Genomic DNA, 23,798 nt, shown 5'->3' on the forward strand with positions numbered 1-23,798 from the left:
GCCCTCAGACCAGGTTCGCGCCGATGTAGAGGACGACGACCAGGAACACCCAGACGGCGTCGACGAAGTGCCAGTACATCGAGGCCGTCGAGACGGAGGTGTGGCGCTGGGGGGAGTACTGTCCGTACCAGCCGCGGACGAAGACGATACCGAGCAGGACCGCACCCATCGTGACGTGGAGCCCGTGGAGGCCGGTCAGGCCGTAGAACGCCGAGCCGTAGATACCCTCACCGATGGTGAACCCCTCGTGGACGATGAACTCGTAGTACTCGTAGACCTGTCCGCCGATGAAGACGACGCCGAGCAGGAGCGTCACGCCGAGCAGCTTCAGGAAGCGCGACCGGTTGTCGTTGCGCAGCGCCACGTGGCTGTAGTGCAGCGTGACGGAACTGGCGACGAGGATGAGGGTGTTGACGACGACCAGCGACCCCCAGACGTGGGGGATGTCGGCCGCGAGCCAGACGTCGCTCCCACGGACGAAGAAGTAGTAGACGAAGCCGGCCCCGAACGTGGCGATTTCGGTCCCGAGGAACAGCAACATCGCGAACTTCAGCGTGCGTCCGGAGTGCTGGTCGGTACCCCGCTCCCAGAAGTCGACGACGAAGGCGTGGTAGAGCCAGCCGTAGATGCCGACCAGGAACAGGCCGATGCTGCCGACGGCGACGCCGGCGCCGATGGTCGAACTCACGAGCGCGTTCTCGCCCATCGAGAGGACGAACAGCGCCGCCCCGACGTATATGCCCGAGCCGCCGATAGCCGTGATGAAGGGCCACCAGCTCGCCTCGCCGAAGCCGTGTGGCCAGTCTTCCGTCGCCGGGAGGTGGTGTTCGTGCCCCCCCTCGTGTTCGTCGGATGTACTCATATCGCCCTCTTACGGACGGAGTATCAAAAGCCCATCCCATTGGAAGCGAGGTATCGACCGCAGGGAGATACTTCGAGGCGGAACGGCGACCCCAGGGAGCCGTGGAGCGAGCGAGGTGCCGACCGAGGGGAGGCCGCGATTGCGAACGGCGACTATCGGGAGGCGTGAGCGAAGCGACCCGCGGAGCGGGCGGATACCGACCGAAGTGAGATACCTCGAGGCAAAGCGGGGCCGACCAGAGCGGGACCGAAGTGTCGCTACGCCGTCGGTCAGCACTGTCGCGGCGCTCCGATGTCGGAAAGTAAAGGGGCCCCAAGACCCTAGCACCGCTGATGACACCGCGCCGAGGCCGCGTCGTCGGTTGGCTGGCCGGAACGTGCTGTCTGTTGCTCGCTGCCGGCACCGTCTCGGCCCACGGGGGGAGCCTCGCCGGGGGCGGCCGCGAGTCCATCACGGTGCCGACCTGGCTGTTCCTCTCGACGGGCGGTGCCGCCGTCGGCGCCTCGTTCCTGCTGGCTTCCTTCGTCACCGACCGCGCGTTCATCGAGCGTATCCACGACTGGGGGACGCCGCTGACCGTGAGCGACTCCCGGGCCCCCGAACTCACGGCCCGCGCCGTCGGGCTCGCGGGCTACGTGACCGTGCTCGCCGTCGGCTTCGTCGGGCCGACGACCCCCCAGACGAACCTCGCCATCCTGCTGGTGTGGGTCGGCTGGTGGGCCGGGCTGGCGATGACGACGTATCTCGTCGGCAACACCTGGCGGGCGCTCAACCCGCTGGACACCATCGCGCTGGCGCTGCCGTCGCTGGACCGGGCGTACCCCGAACGCGTCGGTGCCTGGCCGAGCGTCGTCGGATTGCTCGCGCTCATCTGGCTCGAAGTCGTCAGCCCGCTGGCCGACGACCCGCGCTTGCTGGCGAGCGCCATCGTCGGCTACAGCCTCGTGACCCTCGCCGGGGCCGTCGTCTTCGGCCGCGAGACGTGGTTCGCCGAGGCGGACCCGGTCGAACGGGTCTTTCGCTACTACGGCCGCGTCGCGCCCATCGGTTACGACGAGCGGGGCCTGCGGCTGCGCTTGCCGGGGATGGACCTCTCGACGCCGCGGCTGGTCGACGGCCGCGACGAGGTGGCCTTCGTCGTCGCCCTCCTGTGGGGGACCACCTTCGACGGCCTCGTGACGACGCCGGCCTGGCGCGACCTGACGGCGCCGCTGGTCGGGGCGGGCCTGCCGGCCCAGGCGCTCTACCCGCTCGCGCTCGCGGCCGGCTTCGGCCTCTTCCTCGGTGCCTACTGGCTCGCCGTCCGCTTGAGCCGTCGGGCCGCCGACACGTATCTCGACGCCGACACCCTCGCCGTGCGGTTCGCCCCGCCGCTTCTGGCCATCGCCGCGGGCTATCACCTCGCGCACTACCTGGGCTACTTCCTCGTGCTCGCGCCGGCGCTGTGGGTGGCGCTGCTGTCGCCGCTGTCTGACCCCGGCGCCGTCCCCATCTACGACCCGCCCGGCTGGTTCGGCGGCGTCGGCATCGCCGCCGTCGTCGTCGGGCACCTGCTCGCCATCTGGGTGGCCCACGCCGCCGCCTACGACGCCTTCCCGTCGCGGCTCCAGGCCGTCCGCTCGCAGTACCCCTTCATCGCGGTGATGGTGTTCTACACGATGACGAGCCTGTGGGTCGTCTCCCGACCGGAGGTGCCACTCCCCTACCTATGACCGACGACTACGACGTCCCCGAGAACGCGGAGTCCTACGAGTGTCGCTACTGCGGGCGCCCGTTCGCCCGCGAGGAGTGGCTCGCCTTGCATCGCGGGCTCGACCACCCGGCACAGCTTGACGACGAGGAGGTCGCGGCGTTCCGGGCGGCACACGACGCCGAGGAGTCGGAGCTGGGCGTCTTCCGACTCCGCGCGCTCGGCGCGCTCGTCGCCATCTACTTCTGTCTGCTGATGATTTACGCGCTCGTCTGAGAGTGGTAGAGAGGAGTTCTAGTCGCCGCTGTGTTCCAGCCCGCCCAGTAGCTCGTCGACGTTCTCCGCCTCGTCGACGTTCTCCGGATGGACGCCGACCGCGACGACGACGTCGCCCTCGTGTTCGAAGCTGACCACGTGAGCCCGCACGTCGACCTCACGACCCTCTACCTCGGTCGTCGCGGTGAACTCGGTGACGGTGCGCGATTCGCCCAGCGACTCCGTCGTCCGACTGCCGTCCTTCTCGAGGTCGTTCAGCTGTCCGGTCTGGCCTGCGACCTCCTCGAAGATGCGCTCGTTGGACCAACTCGCCGCGGGGTTGAGCGACTGCCCGGCGACCGTCGCGCCCGGTGACGTGAGGACGACGAACCGCGAGAGACCGGGGACGGTCGTCGAGTCGACCTCGCCGCGCTCGATGGCCCGGGCCAGCGTCTCGTTCCCGGTCGCGTTCGCCAGGTTCCCCCTTTTCGAGTAGCGCGTCACCTGGTTCACGATACGGATGGTCCGCTCCTGGCCGAAGAAGCTCACGTCCCGCGTAATCGTCCGCTCGGACGTGTTGTTCGATTCGTAGCCGGTCGAGTCGAGCGTGCCGTCGCTCACGGTCCCCTCGCTGGCCTCGAACTCGACGGTCTCGCCGGTCAGGAGACCGACACAGCCCGACGAGACGACCAGTAGCGCGACAACGGCTGTCAGAATGACACGACGCATACCAACACAACCCGGTTCTTCGTGTATAAGTTTCGTGGCTGTCTCCGTGGGTGAAAGTCCCCGTTGGCCCCGAGCCCCGGCGCTTCTATCAGCCGCTGTCGCCGAGTCGGTAGGTGGGGCCGTCGTCGGTGTCCTGCACCTCGACGCCCAGCGCTTCGAGTTCGTCGCGCAGTTCGTCGGCCCGCTCGTAGTTGCCCGCGGCCCGCTCGTCCTCGCGGGCCTGGAGGACGAGTTCAACCAGGTCGCCGGCGAGCGCGACGTCGCCGCCGTCGCCGCCGTCCCCGAAGGAGAGACCGAGCACGCCGCCGCCGAACTCCTCGAACGTCTCGACGGCCCGCCGGAGCGCGACGTAGTCGTACTCTTCCCGGTCGTCGACGTAGGCGTTCAGCTCGCCGGTGAGGTCGAGTAGTGCGGTCGTCGCCTCGCGGGTGTTGAAGTCGTCGTTCATCGCCGCTTCGAACGCCTCGCGGGCCTCGGCGACGGCCTCCCGGAGGCCGTCGTGGGTCACGGTGGCGTAGGCGTCGACGTCGTCACAGGCCGCGACCGCGCGCTCGTAGCCCCGGTTCAGGCGGTCCCAGCGCTCCCGCGCTTCGGCGATGGTCGCCTCGCTGTAGGTCGCCCGGGAGGTGTAGGCCGTCGACAGGAGGAAGGTTCTGAGTACGTCGGGACCGAACTCCTCGACGGCCTCCGAGACGGTGAAGAAGTTCCCCAGCGAGGAGGACATCTTCTCGCCTTTCGTCTCCAGCAGTCGGACGTGGAGCCAGTAGTCGGCGAAGCGCTGGCCCGTCGCGGCCTCGCTCTGGGCCACCTCGTTCTCGTGGTGAGGGAAGACGAGGTCCTGCCCGCCGACGTGGATGTCGATGGTCTCGTCTAAGTGGGTCATCGACATCGCGGAGCACTCGATGTGCCAGCCGGGTCGGCCCTCGCCCCACGGCGACTCCCACGTCTGGGCCGTCTCACAGGCCTCGTCGGCGGGTGCGGCCTCGGGATGCTGGTGGTCGGCGATGTCCTCGGGGGCGACACCGCCGGCCTTCCAGAGCGCGAAGTCCGCGGGGTGGCGCTTCTCGCCGGTCGCCTCGCCCTGGGATTCGAGGTCCTCGACCGACTGGCCCGAGAGCGCGCCGTAGTCGTCGAAGCTGGTCACGTCGAAGTAGACCGAGCCGTTCACCTCGTAGGCGTGGCCGCTCTCGACGAGGCGCTCGACGAGTCCGATTATCTCGGGGACGTGTTCGGAGACCCGCGGGTACACCTCGGCACGAGACAGGTTCAGCGACCGCATATCCTCGATGACTTGCCGGACGTAGTGGCGCGCGACGTCGGCCTCGCTCTCGCCGTCCTCGCCGACGCGGGCGACGATTTTCTCGTTGACGTCGGTGAAGTTCTCGACGTGGCGGACGTCGTAGCCCAGCCACTCCAGCCAGCGACACATCACGTCGACGTGGACCCAGCCGCGGGCGTGGCCCAGATGGGGTGGGTCAGACGTGGTCAGGCCGCAGTAGTACAGCAACACGGAGTCGGGGTCGCGTGGCTCGAACGGCTCCGTCTCGCCGGTCAGCGTGTTCGTCACGCGCAGCGTCATTACCTGTGTCCACTCTATCGGGCCGCTTGAAGGCGTCGGAACGAGTCTTTTACTTTGCTATCACTGGCCTACACGAGGACACAACTGCAGTGAACAGCCAGAAAGCCCCGGCCCGTTCGACTCGGGGGCTCGCTGCGGTCCTCGGTCGCTACGCTCCCTGTGGTCCTTACGTCGCCCGCCTTCGCGAACGCCCCGCCACTTTCAGTCCACTCGGCGTGGTTGTACCGGACGGCTCCGACCATGTCGTCCGAGTAGCCGGTTTAGTCACGTAGTCCGGCTGACCGCATTTAACGCCCCACGGCACCCTCGACCACGCGCAGGGCGTCGGGACCGTCGCGCCGTTCGACCACCACGACGAGCGTCTCGTCCCCGACGCCGGCGGCATCGACGGCGATGTCGGCCGCGCGCAGTCGGCCGAGCACGTCCCCGAGCGCCGCCGGGGAGACGTCCCCGCTGGCGACGATGCCCGTCAGCGAGCCACCGCCGTCGCACAGGCGGGTGTCGCCCACTGTGAGGAGGGTGTCGCCGTCGCCGCCGCGGCCCAGGCCACTCTGCATCGAGACGCGGGCTTCGCTCTCGCCGGCCGTCTCGTCGGGTAGTTCCTGGGCGAAGCGCCGCAGGGCGGTGGCGACGGCGTCGGTGTCGCCCTCGACGTCGAGCAGTCTGGCGGCGGCGGTGTAGTTGACGACGCCGGCGCGGAGCCCGTCGTAGAGGAAGGGGCGCTCGCGGACGGCGTCGCGGGTGGCGGCGGCGAGTGACATGCGCCTTCCTCGGTGGGGAGGGGCCAAAAGTGTGGCCGGCAGCGAGTGCGGGCGCCCGCGGGGAGTTCGCCGTGGCGCGGTCCGCTTCGGGACGTCGGCTGACTTCCTTCGTGATTAGCGAAGTTTTTTCTCCAATGATATCTAAAGGAAGCGTGTAACGACTGGACAGGGACTCGTCTGTCAAGTGGGGTGAACTCTGTGGGGCAGATTATCAACGTAACCGCTGGGGAGGACCGACTGCCCGAAGCGCTCACCGCGACGGTAAAGAGCGGCTTTCGCACCGGCGAGTATCTCGCAGACCGACCGGCGATAGACGCCGTCGAGGACGACGAGACGGTCCAGTTCGTCGTGACCAACCGAAAGCAGGGTCTCAGGATACGAGGCGGGACGACCCGACACGTGCTACCGGACCGCCGGTACGAGACCGTCGTGGTCGTCACGGACCGACGGGTGCTCGCGCTGGTCGGCAAAGTGGGCGGCGACCGACAGTTCGCGCTCGACATCTCGGAGATAACGGACGTGGGGACGGCGACGAAAGGTGAGACCGGGCTGTTGACCATCGAACGTGCCGACGGGACGACGTGGGGGGTTCACACCGCGGCCAGCGGGCTGTCGGAGGTGGCAGCGTATCTCCGGGACGCGAGCGACGGGTGCGAGACTGGCGGGCGAGTGCGCGCCGCCACCGAGTCGATACGGGGGCTGTTCGAAGCCACGGTGGGTTCCGCGAAGTCGCTGGAGCGCGACCGGATTGCCGGGATGATACCCACGGCGAAGGGCGCCGCCTCGGGTGAGAGTGACGAGGACGGCACGGCCGCCGCGTCGCCCGAGAGCCGGACGTCCGCGACGGCGGCGCGACCGGACAAACCCGACACCGAGACGGCGATAGACGACATCCTGCAGGCGCTGGCAAAGACCGACTGGCGCGCCCGGGGGGCAAAGCCCGAGAGCCCCTTCGACCTGCTGGCCGAGCGCGAGGACGAACTGGTCGGCGTCGTCGTCCACTGTCCCGAGGATGGCCGTATCGACCGGAGTACCATCGAGCGATGTGACGCGATTACGGGCGCGGCGGGCACCGACACGGTGATGCTGGCGACGACGGCCGACATCCGCAGCGCCGACGCGCGACTGGCCGCGGACCTCGGGGTTCGGCTGCGCAACGTGGCGACGCTGTCCGACACCGTGGACCCGCCGACGATAGAGGCGCTGACGGAGATGGTCCACAAGGTGCTGGCGAAGGCCGGCTGGTCTGTCCGTCCCGAGGCGAGCGGTCCGTTCGACTTGCTCGCGGACTCCGGGGACGAACTGCTGGGCGTCGTCGTCCACAGCCCCGAGGACGGTACTGTCGGGGACAGTATCGAAAAGTGCGACGCCGTCACCGGAGCCGCCGGCACCGACACGGTGATGCTGGCGACGACGGGCACGGTGCGGGAGGCCGACGAGCGACTGGCCGACGACCTCGGGGTCCGCCTCGTCGAATCGGAGTCGCTCGCACAGCGCCACGTCACGGAGATAGACCGCGATTAGTTCCTGTCCCCGTCTCTGGCCGCGGTGCGAAGCCCCTAAGGCCGGTTCGGTCCAACGACCACCTATGTCCCAAGCGCTCGTCATCGCCGCCCACGGCTCGCACCTGAACGCCGAGTCGAGCACGCCGACGTTCTCCCACGCCGACACCATCCGGGCGACCGGCGCGTTCGACGAAGTCAGAGAGTCGTTCTGGAAGGAGGAACCCCACTTCCGGGAGGCCCTGCGGACCGTCGACGCCGACGAGGTGTATCTGGTCCCGCTGTTCATCTCGGAGGGCTACTTCACCGAGCAGGTCATCCCGCGGGAGTTCCGCCTGGACGAGTGGGACCCCGAACTGTGGGGCTCCGACGGGACCAGCGCGGACTCCGCCACGCTCACCGCCGGCGACACGGGCCAGACGGTCCACTACTGCGGTCCCGTCGGCACCCACGACTCGATGAGCGACGTCATCGTCCAGCGCGCGAAGTCGGCCACCGGCGACCCCGACGTAGGCGAGGGGTTCGGACTCGCGGTGGTCGGCCACGGCACCGAGCGCAACGAGAACTCCGCGAAGGCCATCGAGTACCACGCCGACCGCATCGCGGCGATGGACCGCTTCGACGAGGTGCAGGCGCTGTTCATGGACGAGGACCCCGAGGTCGACGACGTGACCGACTTCTTCGAGAGCGACGATATCGTCGTCGTCCCGCTCTTTATCGCCGACGGCTACCACACCCAGGAGGACATCCCCGAGGACATGGGGCTGTGTGAGGACTACCGCGACGGCTGGGACGTGCCGGAGACGGTCGACGGGCACGACATCTGGTACACCGGTGCTGTCGGGACCGAACCGCTCATGGCCGACGTAGTGCTGGAGCGGGCGGCCGACGCCGGCGCGGACGTTCGCGCCGCCATCGAGCAGGTCCGCGGGGAGAGCGGCGCGAGCGCGTCGGGCGACTGACGCGTTACGGGCCGCGCGTCGCGGCAACCCCCGTGGGAACCGACTCGTTTTTTTCGTCCGAGTCCCGTGGTCCGGTATGGACGAGGACCCGGTGGACGCGCTGGTGGCTACCGCGCCGGACGGTATCGCTTTCGACGGTCTCCGCGTCGAGGACGACCCGGAGGGCTACGTCTTCGAGACGCCCGACACCGCGGCCGGCGGACTCGACGAGGCCGGGCTCCGCGAGCTCGCGGCCGAGGACCCTCACGTGGGGAACTGGTACTTCTGGCACGCGGTCGCGCCACAGACGGACGCCCGCTGGGCCTTCCTCCGCTGGCTCGAAGGGGCCGACGAGCACGGCGTTCCGGCGCGCTACGACGCCCTCGCCGACGGGCTCGCCACGGAGTGGGGCCAACTGCAGGTCTCCGTCTCGCTCGACGGGTCAGCCGGCCGCAGCTACGACCTGCGACACGTCGACGACGCCGGGACGCCCACCGAAGAACTGGACGCACATAACGACCCGCTGGACGCACGCGAACTGGCCAAACTGGACGACGACGGGGATTACCGGCCGCTCAAGACCGCGCCGTCGCTGCAGACCGGCTGGCGGTTCCCCGGCATGGGGTCCGCCGACGTCGTCGAGGCGGTCCACGCCTTCTACCCTGCGACGGTCCAGAACTGGCACCGCGAGCGCGAGGGCGACCTCGATATCGACCACTGGCACGAGACCGTTTCCCGCCAGACGGGCATCTACGGCGTCGTCCGCACCTGGGACCGCGGCGAGGGGTACGAACACGTCAACTGGGTCGCCGAGGCCTGCTGTGACGACTCCCAGTGTCTGAAACGCCGCGAGTGGGAGTACGACGACGAGACCGACCTCGACGTAGGCGGTGGCGACGGCGAGTTCCCCTGCCGGGAGCCCTGCTCGCTGGTCATCGCCGCGGCCCGCCAGTGGACCAAACTCGAGGGCGAGGAGACACGGACCTACGAGTTCGAACTCACGCCAAGCGAGAAAGAGCAGGTCGAGGCCATCGTCGACGCCGTCGCCGACGGGCGGGCCGACGACATCCGCGAGGCCGACGTCTACGACGGGGCGAACCGCTACCGGACCCGGTTCCTCCGGGCGAAGCTGTTCGACGACGAGGGGAACCTCGCCGGCGTCGAGACCGACGACTAGGTCCTGCTCGCGAGCACCGCGACGACGACACCGACCACGAGCAGCGCGACCGCGACCGCGCCGACCACCGCCGCGGCGCTCCCGAGGGCGGCACCGGCGCCGACCGCGAGCCCGACCGCCAGCCCGCCGGCCGCGAGCACGGTTCCGATGGGGACCGAGCCAAGGCCGGCGGCCGCCTCGCTCTCGGCCCGCGGCTGTGGTCTCGTCAACTCCTCGCCCACTGGCACCGATTCGTCCGCGGGTCGTGGCTCGGTCAACCCCACGTCGACGTGACGGGTCGTCGCACCGTAGCCGGTGACGAGTTTCAGGCGCCCGCTGGCGGTCCCGTCGCCGGTGCGGGTCACCCGGACCCGCCGCTCGCCGTCGCCCTCGACGTGGTGGTTCGGGGCGTCGACGGCGGCCTGTTCGGAGAGCGCGTCGTCGAGATGGAGGTGGACGTGCGTCGAGTCGCCGTGGTTGACCAGCACCACGTCGAAGCTGCCGCTCGCGGTGAAGCTGTCGGGCACCGAGAGACTGTGGCGTCCCTCGCGGTTGACGTGGACGGTCATGGCGTCGGACACGCTAGAGCGTGCGAGACGGTGAAAGAAAAAGCTTCAGGGCCTCAGGAGGGCGCTTCCTCGCGCATGTCCGGCGGGAGGAGGTTCGGGATGCCGTCCTCGATGGGGAAGGACTCGCCACACTCCGTACACGTGAGCGTGCCCGCCAGAATCTCCTCGTCGTCGCGCTCGGAGACGTCGAGGTCGAGGTCGTGTTTGTCCAGCGGACAGCAGATGATGTCCATCAGGTCCTCTTTCATACCCGAGGCTGGGGCCGGTGGGAATAAAAGGATACTGTCTGGCGCCACGCCCAGCGTGCGGGCTCAGAAGGGTCGTTCGCGGACGATAGTCTCGCCGCGGCCGGGGCCGACGCCGATGGCGTAGGCCGGCGTGTCCAGTTCGTCCTCGATGTACTCGACGTAGTCGCGGGCGTTCTCGGGCAGCGCCTCGTACCCCTCGCTCGCGGCCTCGGCCCAGTCGACCTCGGGCCAGCCGTCGAAGCTGCGGTAGGTCGCCTCACAGCGGCCCCACTCCTCGGTGGTAGCCGGGAGCGTGTCGAGTTCCTCGCCGTCGAGCGTGTACGTGTGGCCCACTTCGACCTCGTCTAGCCCGGCCAGCACGTCGAGGTGGTTGATGGCGAGGCCGGTAAAGCCCGACACCCGCGCGGCGTGGCGCAGCATCGGCATGTCGAGCCAGGCGACCCGCCGCGGGCGGCCGGTGACGGTGCCGTACTCGCCGCCCTCCTCGCGAATCTGGGTCGCGAGTGCCTCGTTCTCCCCTTCGCCCTGCTCCTCGTAGCCCGGCGTGTCCCCGACGACGCCGCCCAGTTCGGTTGGCAGGGGGCCGCTGCCGACGCGGGTGAGGTAGGCCTTGACGATGCCGACGACTTCGCCGCCGCCGACGACGCCGGGGCTGAGACCGGTGCCGGTCGTGGCGCCGCCGGCGGTCGGGTTCGAGGACGTGACGTAGGGGTAGTTCCCGTGGTCGATGTCGATGGTGGTCCCCTGTGCGCCCTCGAGCATGACGTTCTGGCCCTCGGCCATGGCGTCGGTCAGGAAGACGCTGGCGTTGACGGTCATGCCTTCTTCTGCGAAGCGCTCGCCGTACTCGCGGAACTCCTCGTAGAGGGCGTCCACGTCCAGCGCGTCGGGGTCCTCCAGGTCGTCGACCGACATGCCGTAGACGTCCTCGACGACGGCGCGCTTCTGGGGGACGACGTATTCGAGTCGCTCCCGGAGCACCTCGGGGCTCAGCAGGTCGCCGGCCCGGATACCGCGCCGACCGGCCTTGTCCTCGTAGGTCGGGCCGATACCCCGGCCCGTGGTGCCGACCTCGCTGTCGGATTCGCTCTTGACTTTCTCCTCGATGCCGTCGAGCACGCGGTGGAACGGAAAGATGATATGCGCGCGCTTGGCGATACGGACGTCCGGGTCCAGCCCGCGCTCCTGCAGTGTGTCTAGCTCGTCGAACAGTGTTCGCGGGTTGACGACGCAGCCGTTGCCGAGCACGCCGACCTTGCCGCGGATGGCCCCGCTCGGGACGAGGGAGAGCTTGTAGGTCTCGCCCTCGTGGACGACGGTGTGGCCGGCGTTGTCGCCGCCCTGGTACCGCGCGACGACGTCCACGTCGTCGCCGTACAGGTCGACGATGCCGCCCTTGCCCTCGTCGCCGAGCTGCGAGCCGACGATGGTTACGGTCATCGCACGGACCTTCCGCCCACCGTGATAAACCGATTACGGTCTCACAGTCGGCGGTCTCGCGACCGCAGGTGGGCGGTCGCCGGCCCCGAGTGGGGCGTCGACGCTCCCGGCGTCCGCTCACGCACGACAACACGCCCCATGTGAACTGTTACGACGCATTTAAGAACCTCGCCGCTGTACCGTGAAACCGGCAAGGTCGGGTGAGTGAGGGTAACTTTTAAACCCACCCAACACAAGTTAACAATTGCCATGATAGACAGGCTTGAGAAGGAAGTCGACATGCTGGAGCGCCATCTGCAGGTGCTTCGCATGGTAATTGAGAACGAGCCTATCGGTATCGTGAAGATGTCCAACGAGACGGGCTATCCACACCACAAGGTTCGTTACTCCCTTCGCGTTCTCGAAGAGGAGAACCTCATCGAGCCCTCCAGCCAGGGCGCGATTACCACGGAACAGACCGGCGAGTTCGTCGACGACCTGGACGAGAAGATCGACGAGATAATCGACAAGCTCGAAGGGATGAAAATCGACGACGCCGCAGAGATAGAGAGCTAAGCGGTCTCTTCTAGAGTTCCGGCACGGCGAGGTGGAACTCCCTGTTTCGCGCTTCGAGCAGACACAGGTGGTAGCCGCCCTTCCGCGAGAGGTTGACGAAGCTCTTGCGCTTGTCGCGGGAGAACAGCCCGCTGGAGGTCGCCTCCTCGGCCGTCTCCAGTGCCTCCGGTTCGAAGAAGCTGCTGGTGACCAGGAACGCGCCCGCCAGCGAGTCCGAGGCGTTGCCGACCCGTTCGGCGTTGCGCACGATGTCGGTCATCTGCCCGTCGGTCGCGGGCTGGCGGGAGTCGTTGATGTTGGCGACCACGAGCGGGTTGCCCATCCGGTCGCGCACGACCACGTCGAAGGTCTCCTGTGAGCGGTGTTCCTGGCCGTCCTCGGTGTAGGTGACCGACACCTTCCCGTTGAGTTCGGCGCGGTCGACCGCCGGCAGGGCGTCGTAGAGCACGCCCATCGCACTCTCGTGGCCGGTGTCCCGTATCTCGTACAGCAGGTTCCTGACGAGCCAGTCGACGAAGCGGTACTGGATGCTGTCGTGCAGGAACTCCTCGAAGGGCTCGCCGTCGACGGCGGCGTTCGCACCGTCGAACTGCGTGTGGTGTTCGAGCCGGAGGTTATCCTCGACCGACGACCGGTCGGCGCTCCCGTTCTTTGCCTTCTCCAGTGTGGCCTCGCCCTTGGAGTGGTAGCGAACGAAGAGGTTGGTCCCGTCGATGGCCTCCGCCGCCGAGAGCGACCGCCCGCTCGGGGCTGGCCCGCCGGCGGCCGCGAGTTCCTCCTCCAGTCGCTGTATCTCGGCACGGGCCTCCTCCAAGTCGCCGAGCAACCGGTCGCGCTCGGCGGTCAGTTCGTCGTTCTCCGCCGAGAGGTCACGTATCTCGCTCTCCAGCTCCGCGATTTCGGCCTCGCGGTCCGCCAGTTCGGCCCGGAGCTCCGGGGACGGCTCGGGCTCGGCGGCCGTCGCTGACTCCTCCGACCGGTCGGACTCGGTGGCGGGCGCGCGCCGGGCCGCGGAACTGTCGGCCGACCGGGTCTGCTGCTGTGACGACTTCGCCGATGCCGACTGTTGAGACGGCTTCTTCTGGGTCGACTGTTGTGACGACTTCTTCTGAGCCGACTGTTGTGACGACTTCTTCTGAGCCGACTGTTGTGACGCCGTCGAGGTTGCCGTCGGCTCCGCCGTGGAACTCGACCGGTCGGGGTCAAGCGACGGTATCGACCGGGTTTCGAGGTCGCCCACGGCGTCGCTGTCGGCCGCGGTCCGGCTCTCTCCGGCGTTCTCGGTCGTCGCCGGCTCCTCGGTTCGCTCTGTCGGTGTCTCGGCCGTCTTCGTCTCCCGTGCGGTCTCGCGCTCGGACGCCTCCGTGGGCGCGGACGCGGGTTCGGCGGCGGCCGCCGCCTCGGGTTCGTCCGACCGAGACAGTTCGGGCTCGGCGTCGCTCGCCGTCGACGCGTCGGGCTTCGTCTCGCCCAGTGCCGGGTCCGCTGGCTCCGTCGCCGCCGTCTCCGCCTCGGCGGCGGTGGTCTCGTCCGCAGCCCCGCTGTCGGTCGCACCGGGCTCGGACTGTCCCTGCCGGTGCCTGTCGACGGCCGTGCCCTGACTCGCGCCGGCCGCTTTCGACCCGGGCGGGCCGGCCGGACCGGTCCCCCGCTCTGACACGTCCGCCGTCGCGGCCGTCGCCGTCCCGGTCTCCGAGGCGTCGTCAGACTCCGCCCGGTCGCTCGCGGCGACTGCGCTCCCGTCCGTCGGCGCGGACTCGGCCTCTGTCTCCGACTCCCGCCCCTCGTCGGCTGTCACGCCCTCGGGCGACCCGGCGTCGTCCTCGTCTCGTGCTCGCCCGTCCGAGCCGTCGTCGGGTACAGCCGCCCCCGCGCCCTCCTCCGCCGACGGGCCCGGTTCCGGCGGCTCGGGAATCTCGACGGGCTCGATGTCGGCCGGCATGACCTGGTAGATACCCACCTCGCCGTCGGCCTGTTCGAAGGCCTCCTCGTCGGTGACGAGCCGCTGTGCGGTCCCGACCCACGCGACGCTCATCGAGCGGCCCTGGTGGTAGACGAGATAGTAGTCCCCGGAGAGGACGTTCTCGGACAGCTCGACGAAGCCGGTGAAGTTGCCGTCCTTCAGCGTCCGGTCGACGTCCGAAACCGGCGTGTCCTCCGTGTAGTACTGTGCGCGCGGACCGTCTGCCCGGTCCTGCATCACGACGAGCAGGGGCAAGGCGTCGTGTGGCGCGGCCCGCGCGGTGCCGTCGGCGCCGTCGAACGCCTCGATGTCCCCGTCGAGGACGCCCACCACGGTGCCGTTCAGCATGAACAGCTGTGTGGGGCCGGCGGTGACGGCACCGGAGAAACCCTGGTCGGAGAGGGAGCGGAGCCCGTCGTAGCCGCCGTCGAAGGGCACCGTGTCCCACTCGGATACTAGCTCTACCGTACGCATACTCATTACCTTCACCAAGCCGTATGGCAACCAAATAGTTTGTGCCGGCGTCTGACACCGCGCGGACACGAGCGAACTCCGATGGGCATATCACGCCGGGCACCCAACCGCGGGTATGGAAGAGCAACCCGGACTGAGCGACCAGTACCGGACGGCGAGCCCGTGGCCGGTGTTCGTCGCGCTTGGCCTCGTCCTCTCGGAAATCGGCGTCTTCATCGGTCTCTTTCCGGTGGCCGTCTTCGGTCTCATCCTCTTTGGCGGGTCCATCGCCGGCATCCTCACGGAATCGGGGTACGTCACCCGCCCGTGGCCGACGCTGGTCGGCGTCGGCGCCGTCCTGGCCGCCGCCGCCGCGGGGTTGGCCGTCGCCTACCTCCCGATGGCCGATATCACCGTCGCCAACGTCGGCGACGGCCCGCTGTTCACGCGCCTCGTCGCCGTCGCGTGCGCCGGCGTCGTGATGGTCGCGATGGGCGGCGTCGCCTCCGTCGTCGAGCAGACGAAAGTCTGAGACAAACCAACAGTCTATTTACCGCCCCGCTTCCAAACGCTGCCTATATGGCACTGTTCGGGTTCGAAAAGGACACCCTACTTGACCTCACAGTCAACGTCATCCCGCTTGGTATCATCCTCTTTTTCATCGCGGCCTTCGCGGTCGTGAATCCGTTCGGCCTCGACCCGGTCTTCAGCGGGTTACAGTTCTCGCTGATGGTCTCGATGTTCCTCCTGCTGGCGGTGCTGACCTACTACGCCGGCAGGGCCATCGAAGGGGCCGAAGAGGCGGTCGACCACGCCGCGATTGAGGAGCCAAACGCCACGAGCGGCACGCTGGACGAAGACGACACGGTCGAAGAGGAGGCCGAACTGACCTCGGACGACGACGAACTGCCCGAGGCGTAAGTACCGGAAGACGGGCCAAGGAACCGGCCCTTTCATTATCACTCAGTCCTGACGTTCGTTTATGGCTGTAGGAGATCTAGTGCTGACGGGGCTGATGGCCGTCCTCCTCGTCGGCGTCATCGCGTTACTCACGCGCATCGAGAACTGGCGGTCGTACACGCCGCTGGCCGGAGGTGGGACAGCGACGGGCGAGGACGCCGTCGTCCTCAACCGGGAGAAACCCACCGGACTCATCCGCTGGCTGACGACCGTCGACCACAAAGACATCGGACTGCTGTACGGGCTGTACGGCATCATCGCCTTCGCCGTCGGCGGTATTATGGCGATGCTCATCCGCATCCAGCTCATCACGCCGGGCGGGGCGATTCTGGGGACGAACGCGTACAACTCCATCCTGACGAGTCACGGCATCACGATGCTGTTCCTCTTCGGGACGCCCATCATCGCCGCCTTCGCGAACTACTTCATCCCGCTGCTCATCGGCGCCGACGACATGGCGTTCCCGCGCATCAACGCCATCGCGTTCTGGCTGTTGCCGCCGGCGGCGTTACTCATCTGGGCCGGGTTCTTCCTCGCGCCGGTCACGGAGAACATGATAGAGCCCGCCCAGACGTCCTGGACGATGTACGCGCCGCTGTCGGCCGAACAGGCTAACCCCGGCGTCGACCTGATGCTGCTGGGGCTGCACCTCTCGGGGGTCGCCGCGACGATGGGTGCCATCAACTTCATCGCGACGGTGTTCACCGAGCGCGGCGAGGACGTCAACTGGGCGAACCTCGACATCTTCTCGTGGACCATCCTCACCCAGTCGGCGCTCATCCTCTTTGCCTTCCCGCTGCTTGGCAGCGCAATCGTCATGCTGTTGCTCGACCGGAACCTCGGGACGACGTTCTTCGCCGTGGAGGGCGGCGGCCCGCTGCTGTGGCAGCACCTGTTCTGGTTCTTCGGCCACCCCGAGGTGTACATCCTCGTGTTGCCGCCGATGGGACTGGTCAGCCTCATCCTGCCGAAGTTCGCCGGCCGGAAGCTGTTCGGCTTCAAGTTCGTCGTCTACTCGACGCTGGCTATCGGCGTCCTCTCGTTCGGCGTGTGGGCCCACCACATGTTCTCGACGGGGATGGACCCGCGCCTGCGGGCCTCCTTCATGGCCGTCTCGCTCGCCATCGCGATACCGAGCGCCGTCAAGACGTTCAACTGGATTACGACCATGTGGAACGGCCGCCTGCGCCTGACGAGCCCGATGCTGTTCTGTATCGGCTTCGTCTCGAACTTCATCATCGGCGGCGTCACCGGCGTCTTCCTCGCCGCCATCCCCGTCGACCTGGTGTTGCACGACACCTACTACGTCGTGGGTCACTTCCACTACATCGTCATGGGCGCCATCGGCTTCGCGGTGTTCGCGGGCATCTACTACTGGTTCCCGGTGTTCACCGGCCGGATGTACCAGCGCACGCTCGGGAAGGCCCACTTCTGGCTCTCGATGATAGGCACCAACCTGACCTTCTTCGCGATGCTGGCGCTTGGCTACCTCGGGATGCCCCGCCGGTACGCGACCTACCAGTTCGACGGCGCCATCGCGCCGCTGGCACAGGTCAGTACGTTCCACCTGCTGGCCACTGCGGGGGCCTTTATCCTGCTGGTCGGGCAGCTCATCTTCGTCTGGAACCTGCTGCAGTCGTGGCTCGAGGGGCCGAAAGTCGAGGACGGCGACCCGTGGAACCTCGAACGCGACGGGATGCTCGACAAGGAGTGGACCTGGTTCGACCGCAAACTGGAGACGGCCGTCACCGACGGCGGCGAGGACGCGGAGCAATCGGCGCTGACCGACGGCGGGCAGGTCGACGACCAGCACGACGACGATAACTGACGACGCGGCCTTCGTTCGCTATTCTTCGAGTGCTTGAGCGGGGCGGCTACCGTCCCCGTCGTCGCTCGGAAAGAGATGGCTCGTATATACACCGGCGGCGGTTAGCTCGCGCCCGAGACCAGCACGATAGCGGTGATGAACATCATCAGTGCGATGCCCGAGAGCACGATAAACAGGAGTTCCTTCTGTGACATACGGGGTCTTGGGACCGGAAGTGAAAAAGGCTAATCGTCTCGCTTCCTAACGGGGCGTATGAGCGACCAGATGGCAGAGACCGCCGGGCAGAGGGTCGTCGTCCAGATTTACGTCATCATCGTCGCGCTGGCGGGAGTGATGGGGTTCGTCCTGGGGACGATTCGACCGGCCGACCTCCAGCCGGCGCTGTTTGGCGTCATCGCCCTGCCACCGACGCCGTTCGGCGTGGCGCTGTACGGCATGGTGACGGTCGGGCTCGGCCTGGGCGTCTTGCTGGGGCTCGTTATCTACGTCTCGCGCCGGACCGGCGCCGCCGGGCGTCGGAGCCCGGAGTAGTCACTGGATTTCCCGGACCGCTTCGAGCGTTTTCGACCCGTGTGTCGGTTCACCGTCCGTCCTCGCCTGCTGGTACAGCGCCATCGCGACGGGGCCGTCGACCAGCGACTTGCAGAACGTCGCGAGGGCCAGTCCGCCGAGTAAGAGCGCGACTGCGAGCGCCAGCGCCTGCCCTATGGTCGCGACGAACGGCACCACGCCGAGCCAGTAGCCGACGACGACGGCGACTGCGCCCGCGGTACAGAGTGTCCCCAGCGCCTTCGCCACCGTTCCGACGCCGTACACGGCGAGGGCCGCGCTGCCCCACTGGTCCGTGGCGGCGGACTCGATGTGGGCGACCAGGTCACGGACCGGTCCGTCCTCGGTCGCGAGCGCGGGTGCCAGCAGCACGTCGAGCACGCCGGACCCGACTCGGAGACTGTCGGTGTCGGTCACGTAGCCCGCGAGGAAGGTTCCAGAGACGGCCAGCGCACCCAGCGTGATTCGTGGCAGCCGTCGAGCGGCGAAGACGAGCCCCGACCCAGGGAGCGGTCGGCTGCCGTCCGCCAGTACGCCGAGTTCGTAACAGTAGGCCACGTCGAGTCCGACGGCGAGAATCGGCCCGAGGACGTAGAGGAGCGACACGCTGAAACCGACGACGACCACCATCGTCAGCGGGCCGATGGGGACGTCGGGGCCGATGCCACTGACCGGGACGAGAAAGCTGACCCCGAGCAGCAGGACGAGACCGGTCGCCAGTAGCGACTTGAACGCGGGGTACAGCAGCGTGGTCGGATGCGTCAGGCTCCGCCGTAGTGTGTCTCCGAGGAGTCTGCACTGGGCAGCGAGCGTGGGACTGGTCTGCTCCGTCTCCAGCATAGGGGCGGGTCCCTCGGTACCGCATAAAAACGTTCGCCGCCGGGGACGCGACTCGGGCGGTCATCTCGTCTCCCGGTACTCGCCGTAGGCCTCGCGGAACACGTCCATTATCTCGCCCATCGTCGCCTCGGCTTTCACCGCGGCCACGATGGCCGGCATGACGTTCCCGTCGGCGTCGACGCTCGCCCGCAGTTCGTCCAGGGCCGCCCCGACGGCTCCCTCGTCACGCTCGGCTCGCACCGCTGCGAGCCGCTCGCGCTGGCGTTCCTGAACGTCCTCGTCGACCGTCAGCACGTCCGGTTCGGGGTCCTCCGTGACCGTGTAGGCGTTGACGCCGACGACCACCTCCTCCTCGCGCTCGACGCGTTGCTGGTACTCGTAGGCGGAATCCTGTATCGCCCGCTGGAAGTAGCCCCGCTCGATGCCCGCGAGCACGCCGTCGCGCATCGACCCGTCGCCCAGTTCCTCGCGGATGTGGTCGATGTAGGCCATGGCTTGCGACTCGATTTCGTCGGTGAGCGCCTCGACGGCGAAACTCCCGCCCAGCGGGTCGACGATGTCGGCCGCGCCGGACTCCTCGGCGATAATCTGCTGGGTTCGCAGGGCGACTCTGACGGCTTCCTCGGAGGGCAAGGCCAGCGCCTCGTCGAAGCTGTTGGTGTGGAGACTCTGGGTCCCGCCCAGCACCCCCGCCAGCGCCTGGATGGTCACGCGGACGACGTTGTTCAGGGGCTGCTGGGCGGTCAGGGACTGGCCGGCGGTCTGCGTGTGGAACTTCAGTCGCTTGCTCGCCTCGGTCTCGGCGCCGTACCAGTCGGCCATCACGCGGGCGTAGATGCGTCGGGCTGCCCGGTACTTCGCGACCTCCTCGAAGATGGCGTTGTGGGCGTTGAAGAAAAAGGAGAGTTGCGGGGCGAAGTCGTCAACCTCGAGCCCCCGGTCGAGGCAGTCCTCGACGTAGGCGAAGCCGTCCGCGAGGGTAAAGGCCAGTTCCTCGACGGCGGTCGCACCGGCCTCCCGGATATGGTAGCCCGAGACCGAGACCGGGTTGAACTTCGGCGTCTCCTCGCTGGCGAACTCGATGACGTCGGTGACCAGTTTCAGCGAGGGCTCCGGGCCGACGACCCACTCCTTCTGTGCGATGAACTCCTTGAACATGTCGTTCTGGAGGGTCCCGCGCAACTGCTCGCGCGGGACGCCGCGGCGGTCTGCCAGCGCCAGATACATCGCGTAGACCACCGGCGCGCTCGGGTTGATGGTGAAAGAGGTCGAGACCTCGGCGAGGTCGATACCGTCGAAGAGGCGGTCCATATCGTCGAGCGTGTCGACGGCGACGCCCTCCTTGCCGACCTCGCCGTCGGCAAGCGCCGCGTCGGAGTCGAGTCCCATGAGCGTCGGCATGTCGAAGGCCGTCGAGAGGCCGGTCTGGCCCTCGTCGACGAGGTAGTGAAACCGCTCGTTGGTCTCGTCGGCGGTGCCAAAGCCCGCGAACTGCCGCATCGTCCACTGCCGACCCCGGTACATCGTCGGGTAGACGCCCCGCGTGTACGGCGCCTCGCCCGGGAATCCGAGGTCCGACTCGTAGTCGATATCGGCCACATCGAGTGGCGTGTACAGTCGGTCGACGTCGAGGTTCGAGACCGTCGCGAACCGGTCCCGGCGCTCCCCGTAAGCGTCCATGGCCGGGTCGAGGGTGTCGTCCTCCCAGTCCGCTCTGGCCTCGCGTATCGCCCGGAGTTCCTCGTCGTCGTACATGGTATGTGGTACGGTAGCTGTTCGCAAGAATATTCCGCCGGTTCGCTGTTCGAGGCGCTTCGCTCTCCCCGCGTCGGTCTCGGAGACGTCTCACTGCGTTCAAGACAGCACCGCACCTCCGCGGCTCGCTACGCTCACCGCGTCGGTCTCGGAGACGTCTCACTGCGTTCAAGACAGCACCGCACCTCCGCGGCTCGCTACGCTCACCGCGTCGGTCTCGGAGACGTCTCACTGCGTTCGACGTCTCCCTACTGCTCGCGGGTCACTGCGTTCCCCGCTCGCTATTCGAGGTCGCTCACTCCGTTCGCGACCTCGCTACTCTTGCAACCGCTCGGTCGTCTGCACCAGCGGGTGGCGGGCGTAGTCGACGACCTCGATGTCGTCGATGCGCTCTAGCCCGGCCTCGGCGGCCGTCTTGGCCATCCCGAGTTCGACGGTCTCACCCAGGACGATGACGTTTGCGTCCATCGCTCTGATGTCGAGTCGGTCGGCGGCCTTCACGCGGTGGTGGCCGTCGGCCAAGTAGAGGTGGCCGTCGTTGTCGATGACGACGAGCGGTTCGGCCAGGCCGCGTTCGAGTTCGTACACTCGCCCCTCCAGTTCGTCGGCGTACACCGTCGGCTGGGTTGGCGTGAGCGCGGCGAGGTCGACCATCCGGCGCTCGTCCTCGGTGGTGATGTCGTGGATGTTCGCGAGTGTCCGACTGAGCTTCTCGACCTTGTCGGGGGTCGCGCGCTCTATCTGGGAGCGGACGACGTCCGCGTTGGAGATGATGCCCACGAGGTTCCCGGCGTCGTCGACGACCGGGAGCTTCTGGATGCCCGACCGGAGGATGACGCGGGCGGCGTCCTGGACGGCCATCTCCGGGGCGGCGACGATGATGTCCTCGCTCATCACCCGGAACATCGGCTCGTGGTCCGCCGCCAGCAGCAGGTCGCGGGCGCTGACGAAGCCCTCGACGCGTCGCCCGTCGGTGACGGGGAAGCCGCTGAAGTCGTCGCTCTCGGCGATGCGTTTCGCCACTTCCGCCACGGTGTCGTCGAGGTCGACGGTCGCCACGTCCCGCGTCATATACTCCCCGACCGTCGGTCGACCCGAGTCTGCCATCACCGACCCTTGCCCAGCGAGCGGCAAAAAGACTCGCCTACGGCGTGTCCTGTTCGTCGGCCGGTGGCCGGGTCAGCCCGGCGTACTCGGAGGCGAACTCCGTCCGGCCGTTCACCCGTCCCAGCAGGCGGTGCGAACGGGATTGGACCACGTCGAGAAAGCGGTCGTTGACGACCGAGCGGACGATGCTGTGCAGCGACTCCTCGTGGTCGTCCACGCTGTCGAGCACGCCCAGCGTAATCTGGGCACCGGCCATGTCGGCGTGGCCGCCGGCCGACCCTATCTGGCCGAACGCGTCCCGCAGGGCCTCACCGAGGTCGATGTCGGCGCCGCGGGCCCGCGCGGAGATGTAGATGGTCCCGTCGAGGACGCCGTACACCATCGTCGCCTGGACGCCCTCCAGGTCGAGCAGCCGGTCGGCGGCCTGTGCCAGCGCGTCGCGGTCGGAGAGCTGGCCGACACAGGAGAGCAGGACGGACCCTTCCTCCTCGCGGTTGTCGATGGCGCGACCGATGACGGCGAGGGTCTCGCCGCTGACGCTGGGGTCCTCGATGCGCTGGAGCGCGCCCATGTCCGCCCGCTGGACGAGTTCGGCGGCCGCTTCGAAGTCCTGGGCCGACACCTCCCGGCGGAAGTCCCTGGTGTCGACGCGGATACCGAAGAGCAGGCCGGTCGCGATGGGTTCGGACAGCTCGACGTCGAGTCGCTGGAAGTAATCGACCAGCAGCGTACTCGTCGCCCCGACGCCGCTGCGGAGGTCGACGTAGCGGGCCTCGACCGGGAGCCGGGGCGGGTGGTGGTCGATGACGACGTCGATTGGCAGGTCTTCGGGCAACTGGTCGTTGACGCCGGGGCGGGAGTGGTCGACCAGCGCGAAGCCGTCGTACGCGTCGAGCGCCTCGTCGTCGTCGGCGTCCAAGTTCACGAGGTCGTACTCCAGTAAGTTCACGAACGCGCGGTTCTCCTGGTGAGAGATGTCCCCGTAGTAACACAGCGTCACCTCACAGCCGGCCCGAGCCGCGAGTTCGCCCAGCGCCACGGCGCTCGCGATGGCGTCCGGGTCGGGGTTGTCGTGCGTGACGACCGCGAGGTGACCGTCGATATCCCGCAGGACGCTCTGGAGGTTGCGAGCGCGGGCCCCCGCCTCGCCCGTGCTCTGTTGCACTCGGTCGGTGAGGGCGGTCACGGGGTCGACGACGCGGTCGGCGACGGCGTCGAGGCGACCACGCTGGGCCTCGGTCGCCCCGTGACCGGTGTAACAGAGGAGGAAGGCGCCGGGGAACTGCGCGGCGGCGGCTTCGGCGGTATCGACGGTGACGGCCGGGTCCTCTGTGGCGACGACCACCGTCTCCGGGGCGATGTCCAGCCCGTCCAACGCCGCGCGGTCGAACTCCTCGGCCACGGTGACGGCGGTACCGCTCGCGCGGAGCGTCTCGGCGCGGTGCTCGTCGTCGGTCACCACGTGGAGCGAGTCGCGGTCGCCGCTGATAGCGTCGAGTATCGCACTCGCGGTCGAGCCGGCGCCAACAACCAACCGAGACGGCATAGAGTTCCTCGGGTCCGGAGCGTCTAAAAACCCGTCACTTCAGCCGTTCCTGCAGAAAGGAGGGGTGGGCGGCCGTCACGCCGTCGAGTTCGAGTATCTCGTCCTCGATGACGGCGGCCAGCGAGTTCCCGTCCGTCGCGCGCACCTCCGCCATCAGCATGTGGTCGCCACTGGAGGTGTACAGCGACTCGACGGCGTCGATGTCCGACAGCTGTCGGGTCGCCTCGACGTAGCGCTCGCTGGCCACGTCGATGCCGACCATGGCGATGGACTGGCCCGACAGCTTCTTCGGGTCGATATCGGCCGAGTAACCGACGATGACGCCCTCGTCTTCGAGCTTCTTGATGTACTTTCGGACCGTGGGCTTCGAGACCTCGGCACGGTCGGCTATCTCGGCGTATGATGCCTGTGCGTCCTCTTCGAGGACCGACAGGATTCGACGCTCCGTAGACTCGACACTCATGGACCAATATTTGCCGTGGGTGAAAAAATATGTTCCGAATCAGTAAC

The 23,798-nt window shown here is 67.9% G+C and carries 23 protein-coding genes; 10 read left to right on the forward strand and 13 right to left on the reverse strand.

Features of this window, described 5'->3' with window-relative positions:
* Positions 1 to 4: 4 nt before the first annotated feature.
* A complete protein-coding gene (locus tag NDI86_RS12475; protein ID WP_310900768.1) occupies positions 5 to 862 on the reverse strand; it encodes a cytochrome c oxidase subunit 3 in 858 nt (285 codons plus the stop codon).
* A gap of 332 nt (positions 863 to 1,194) precedes the next feature.
* Here NDI86_RS12475 and NDI86_RS12480 point away from each other — a divergent pair, with 332 nt between their 5' ends.
* Both NDI86_RS12480 and NDI86_RS12485 read left to right on the forward strand, forming a co-directional pair.
* Complete coding sequence (locus tag NDI86_RS12480) at positions 1,195 to 2,574, forward strand: hypothetical protein (protein WP_310900769.1); 1,380 nt, start codon at positions 1,195 to 1,197, stop codon at positions 2,572 to 2,574.
* Positions 2,571 to 2,828 carry a DUF7410 domain-containing protein gene (locus tag NDI86_RS12485; RefSeq protein WP_310900770.1) on the forward strand — a complete coding sequence of 86 codons (258 nt, stop codon included), beginning with the start codon at positions 2,571 to 2,573 and terminating at the stop codon, positions 2,826 to 2,828. The genes NDI86_RS12480 and NDI86_RS12485 overlap by 4 nt, the downstream gene beginning before the upstream one ends.
* 18 nt (positions 2,829 to 2,846) lie before the next feature.
* Here NDI86_RS12485 and NDI86_RS12490 read toward each other — a convergent pair whose 3' ends face one another.
* From NDI86_RS12490 to NDI86_RS12500, 3 genes are all read right to left on the reverse strand, one after another.
* A complete protein-coding gene (locus NDI86_RS12490) occupies positions 2,847 to 3,536 on the reverse strand; it encodes a DUF6517 family protein (protein WP_310900771.1) in 690 nt (229 codons plus the stop codon).
* A gap of 88 nt (positions 3,537 to 3,624) precedes the next feature.
* Entirely contained in the window at positions 3,625 to 5,115 is a 1,491-nt protein-coding gene (gene cysS / locus NDI86_RS12495) for a cysteine--tRNA ligase (protein WP_310900772.1), read from the reverse strand.
* 287 nt (positions 5,116 to 5,402) lie between these two features.
* Positions 5,403 to 5,876 carry a DUF7523 family protein gene (locus NDI86_RS12500; RefSeq protein WP_310900773.1) on the reverse strand — a complete coding sequence of 158 codons (474 nt, stop codon included), beginning with the start codon at positions 5,874 to 5,876 and terminating at the stop codon, positions 5,403 to 5,405.
* 198 nt (positions 5,877 to 6,074) lie between these two features.
* Between NDI86_RS12500 and NDI86_RS12505 the strand changes: the two genes are divergently transcribed.
* From NDI86_RS12505 to NDI86_RS12515, 3 genes are all read left to right on the forward strand, one after another.
* A complete protein-coding gene (locus NDI86_RS12505; protein WP_310900774.1) occupies positions 6,075 to 7,400 on the forward strand; it encodes a hypothetical protein in 1,326 nt (441 codons plus the stop codon).
* Between the two features lie 64 nt (positions 7,401 to 7,464).
* On the forward strand, positions 7,465 to 8,340 hold the full coding sequence (locus NDI86_RS12510; RefSeq protein ID WP_310900775.1) for a CbiX/SirB N-terminal domain-containing protein: 876 nt from the start codon (positions 7,465 to 7,467) through the stop codon (positions 8,338 to 8,340).
* Between the two features lie 76 nt (positions 8,341 to 8,416).
* Entirely contained in the window at positions 8,417 to 9,496 is a 1,080-nt protein-coding gene (locus tag NDI86_RS12515) for a DR2241 family protein (protein WP_310900776.1), read from the forward strand.
* On the opposite strand, the gene NDI86_RS12520 is transcribed toward NDI86_RS12515, so the two are convergent.
* The 3 genes from NDI86_RS12520 to NDI86_RS12530 all read right to left on the reverse strand — a co-directional run bounded on the left by NDI86_RS12520 (position 9,493) and on the right by NDI86_RS12530 (position 11,732).
* A complete protein-coding gene (locus NDI86_RS12520; protein ID WP_310900777.1) occupies positions 9,493 to 10,056 on the reverse strand; it encodes a DUF7524 family protein in 564 nt (187 codons plus the stop codon). The genes NDI86_RS12515 and NDI86_RS12520 overlap by 4 nt on opposite strands.
* A gap of 41 nt (positions 10,057 to 10,097) precedes the next feature.
* Positions 10,098 to 10,292, reverse strand: a complete 195-nt coding sequence (locus NDI86_RS12525) for a methytransferase partner Trm112 (RefSeq protein ID WP_310900778.1) — start codon at positions 10,290 to 10,292, stop codon at positions 10,098 to 10,100.
* 63 nt (positions 10,293 to 10,355) lie between these two features.
* Positions 10,356 to 11,732 (reverse strand): adenylosuccinate synthase, encoded by a 1,377-nt coding sequence (locus tag NDI86_RS12530; RefSeq protein WP_310900779.1) that lies wholly within the window; start codon positions 11,730 to 11,732, stop codon positions 10,356 to 10,358.
* 249 nt (positions 11,733 to 11,981) lie between these two features.
* On the opposite strand from NDI86_RS12530, the gene NDI86_RS12535 reads away from it, so the two are divergent.
* Positions 11,982 to 12,287, forward strand: a complete 306-nt coding sequence (locus tag NDI86_RS12535) for a hypothetical protein (protein WP_220587891.1) — start codon at positions 11,982 to 11,984, stop codon at positions 12,285 to 12,287.
* A gap of 10 nt (positions 12,288 to 12,297) precedes the next feature.
* Here NDI86_RS12535 and NDI86_RS12540 read toward each other — a convergent pair whose 3' ends face one another.
* Positions 12,298 to 14,730 (reverse strand): DUF7527 domain-containing protein, encoded by a 2,433-nt coding sequence (locus tag NDI86_RS12540; RefSeq protein WP_310900780.1) that lies wholly within the window; start codon positions 14,728 to 14,730, stop codon positions 12,298 to 12,300.
* 109 nt (positions 14,731 to 14,839) lie between these two features.
* Between NDI86_RS12540 and NDI86_RS12545 the strand changes: the two genes are divergently transcribed.
* The 4 genes from NDI86_RS12545 to NDI86_RS12560 all read left to right on the forward strand — a co-directional run bounded on the left by NDI86_RS12545 (position 14,840) and on the right by NDI86_RS12560 (position 18,022).
* On the forward strand, positions 14,840 to 15,235 hold the full coding sequence (locus NDI86_RS12545) for a DUF7541 family protein (RefSeq protein WP_310900781.1): 396 nt from the start codon (positions 14,840 to 14,842) through the stop codon (positions 15,233 to 15,235).
* Between the two features lie 47 nt (positions 15,236 to 15,282).
* Positions 15,283 to 15,624, forward strand: a complete 342-nt coding sequence (locus NDI86_RS22110) for a DUF6684 family protein (RefSeq protein ID WP_417936270.1) — start codon at positions 15,283 to 15,285, stop codon at positions 15,622 to 15,624.
* 61 nt (positions 15,625 to 15,685) lie between these two features.
* On the forward strand, positions 15,686 to 17,491 hold the full coding sequence (ctaD, locus tag NDI86_RS12555; protein ID WP_310900782.1) for a cytochrome c oxidase subunit I: 1,806 nt from the start codon (positions 15,686 to 15,688) through the stop codon (positions 17,489 to 17,491).
* Between the two features lie 252 nt (positions 17,492 to 17,743).
* Positions 17,744 to 18,022: a DUF7520 family protein gene (locus NDI86_RS12560; protein WP_310900783.1), complete on the forward strand. Its 279-nt coding sequence runs from the start codon at positions 17,744 to 17,746 to the stop codon at positions 18,020 to 18,022.
* Here the strand turns inward: NDI86_RS12560 and NDI86_RS12565 are convergent, their stop codons facing one another.
* From NDI86_RS12565 to lrpA1, 5 genes are all read right to left on the reverse strand, one after another.
* Positions 18,023 to 18,880 (reverse strand): hypothetical protein, encoded by an 858-nt coding sequence (locus NDI86_RS12565; RefSeq protein ID WP_310900784.1) that lies wholly within the window; start codon positions 18,878 to 18,880, stop codon positions 18,023 to 18,025.
* 60 nt (positions 18,881 to 18,940) lie between these two features.
* Entirely contained in the window at positions 18,941 to 20,635 is a 1,695-nt protein-coding gene (locus NDI86_RS12570; RefSeq protein WP_310900785.1) for a methylmalonyl-CoA mutase family protein, read from the reverse strand.
* A 315-nt stretch (positions 20,636 to 20,950) separates the two neighbouring features.
* Positions 20,951 to 21,742, reverse strand: a complete 792-nt coding sequence (locus NDI86_RS12575; protein ID WP_310900786.1) for a CBS domain-containing protein — start codon at positions 21,740 to 21,742, stop codon at positions 20,951 to 20,953.
* A gap of 37 nt (positions 21,743 to 21,779) precedes the next feature.
* A complete protein-coding gene (locus NDI86_RS12580; protein ID WP_310900787.1) occupies positions 21,780 to 23,288 on the reverse strand; it encodes a DHH family phosphoesterase in 1,509 nt (502 codons plus the stop codon).
* A gap of 34 nt (positions 23,289 to 23,322) precedes the next feature.
* A complete protein-coding gene (gene lrpA1 / locus NDI86_RS12585; protein ID WP_310900788.1) occupies positions 23,323 to 23,751 on the reverse strand; it encodes an HTH-type transcriptional regulator LrpA1 in 429 nt (142 codons plus the stop codon).
* Positions 23,752 to 23,798 lie beyond the last annotated feature (47 nt).

The organism is Haloarcula onubensis (genome assembly GCF_031624605.1).
In the GTDB taxonomy this organism is placed as follows: domain Archaea; phylum Halobacteriota; class Halobacteria; order Halobacteriales; family Haloarculaceae; genus Haloarcula; species Haloarcula onubensis.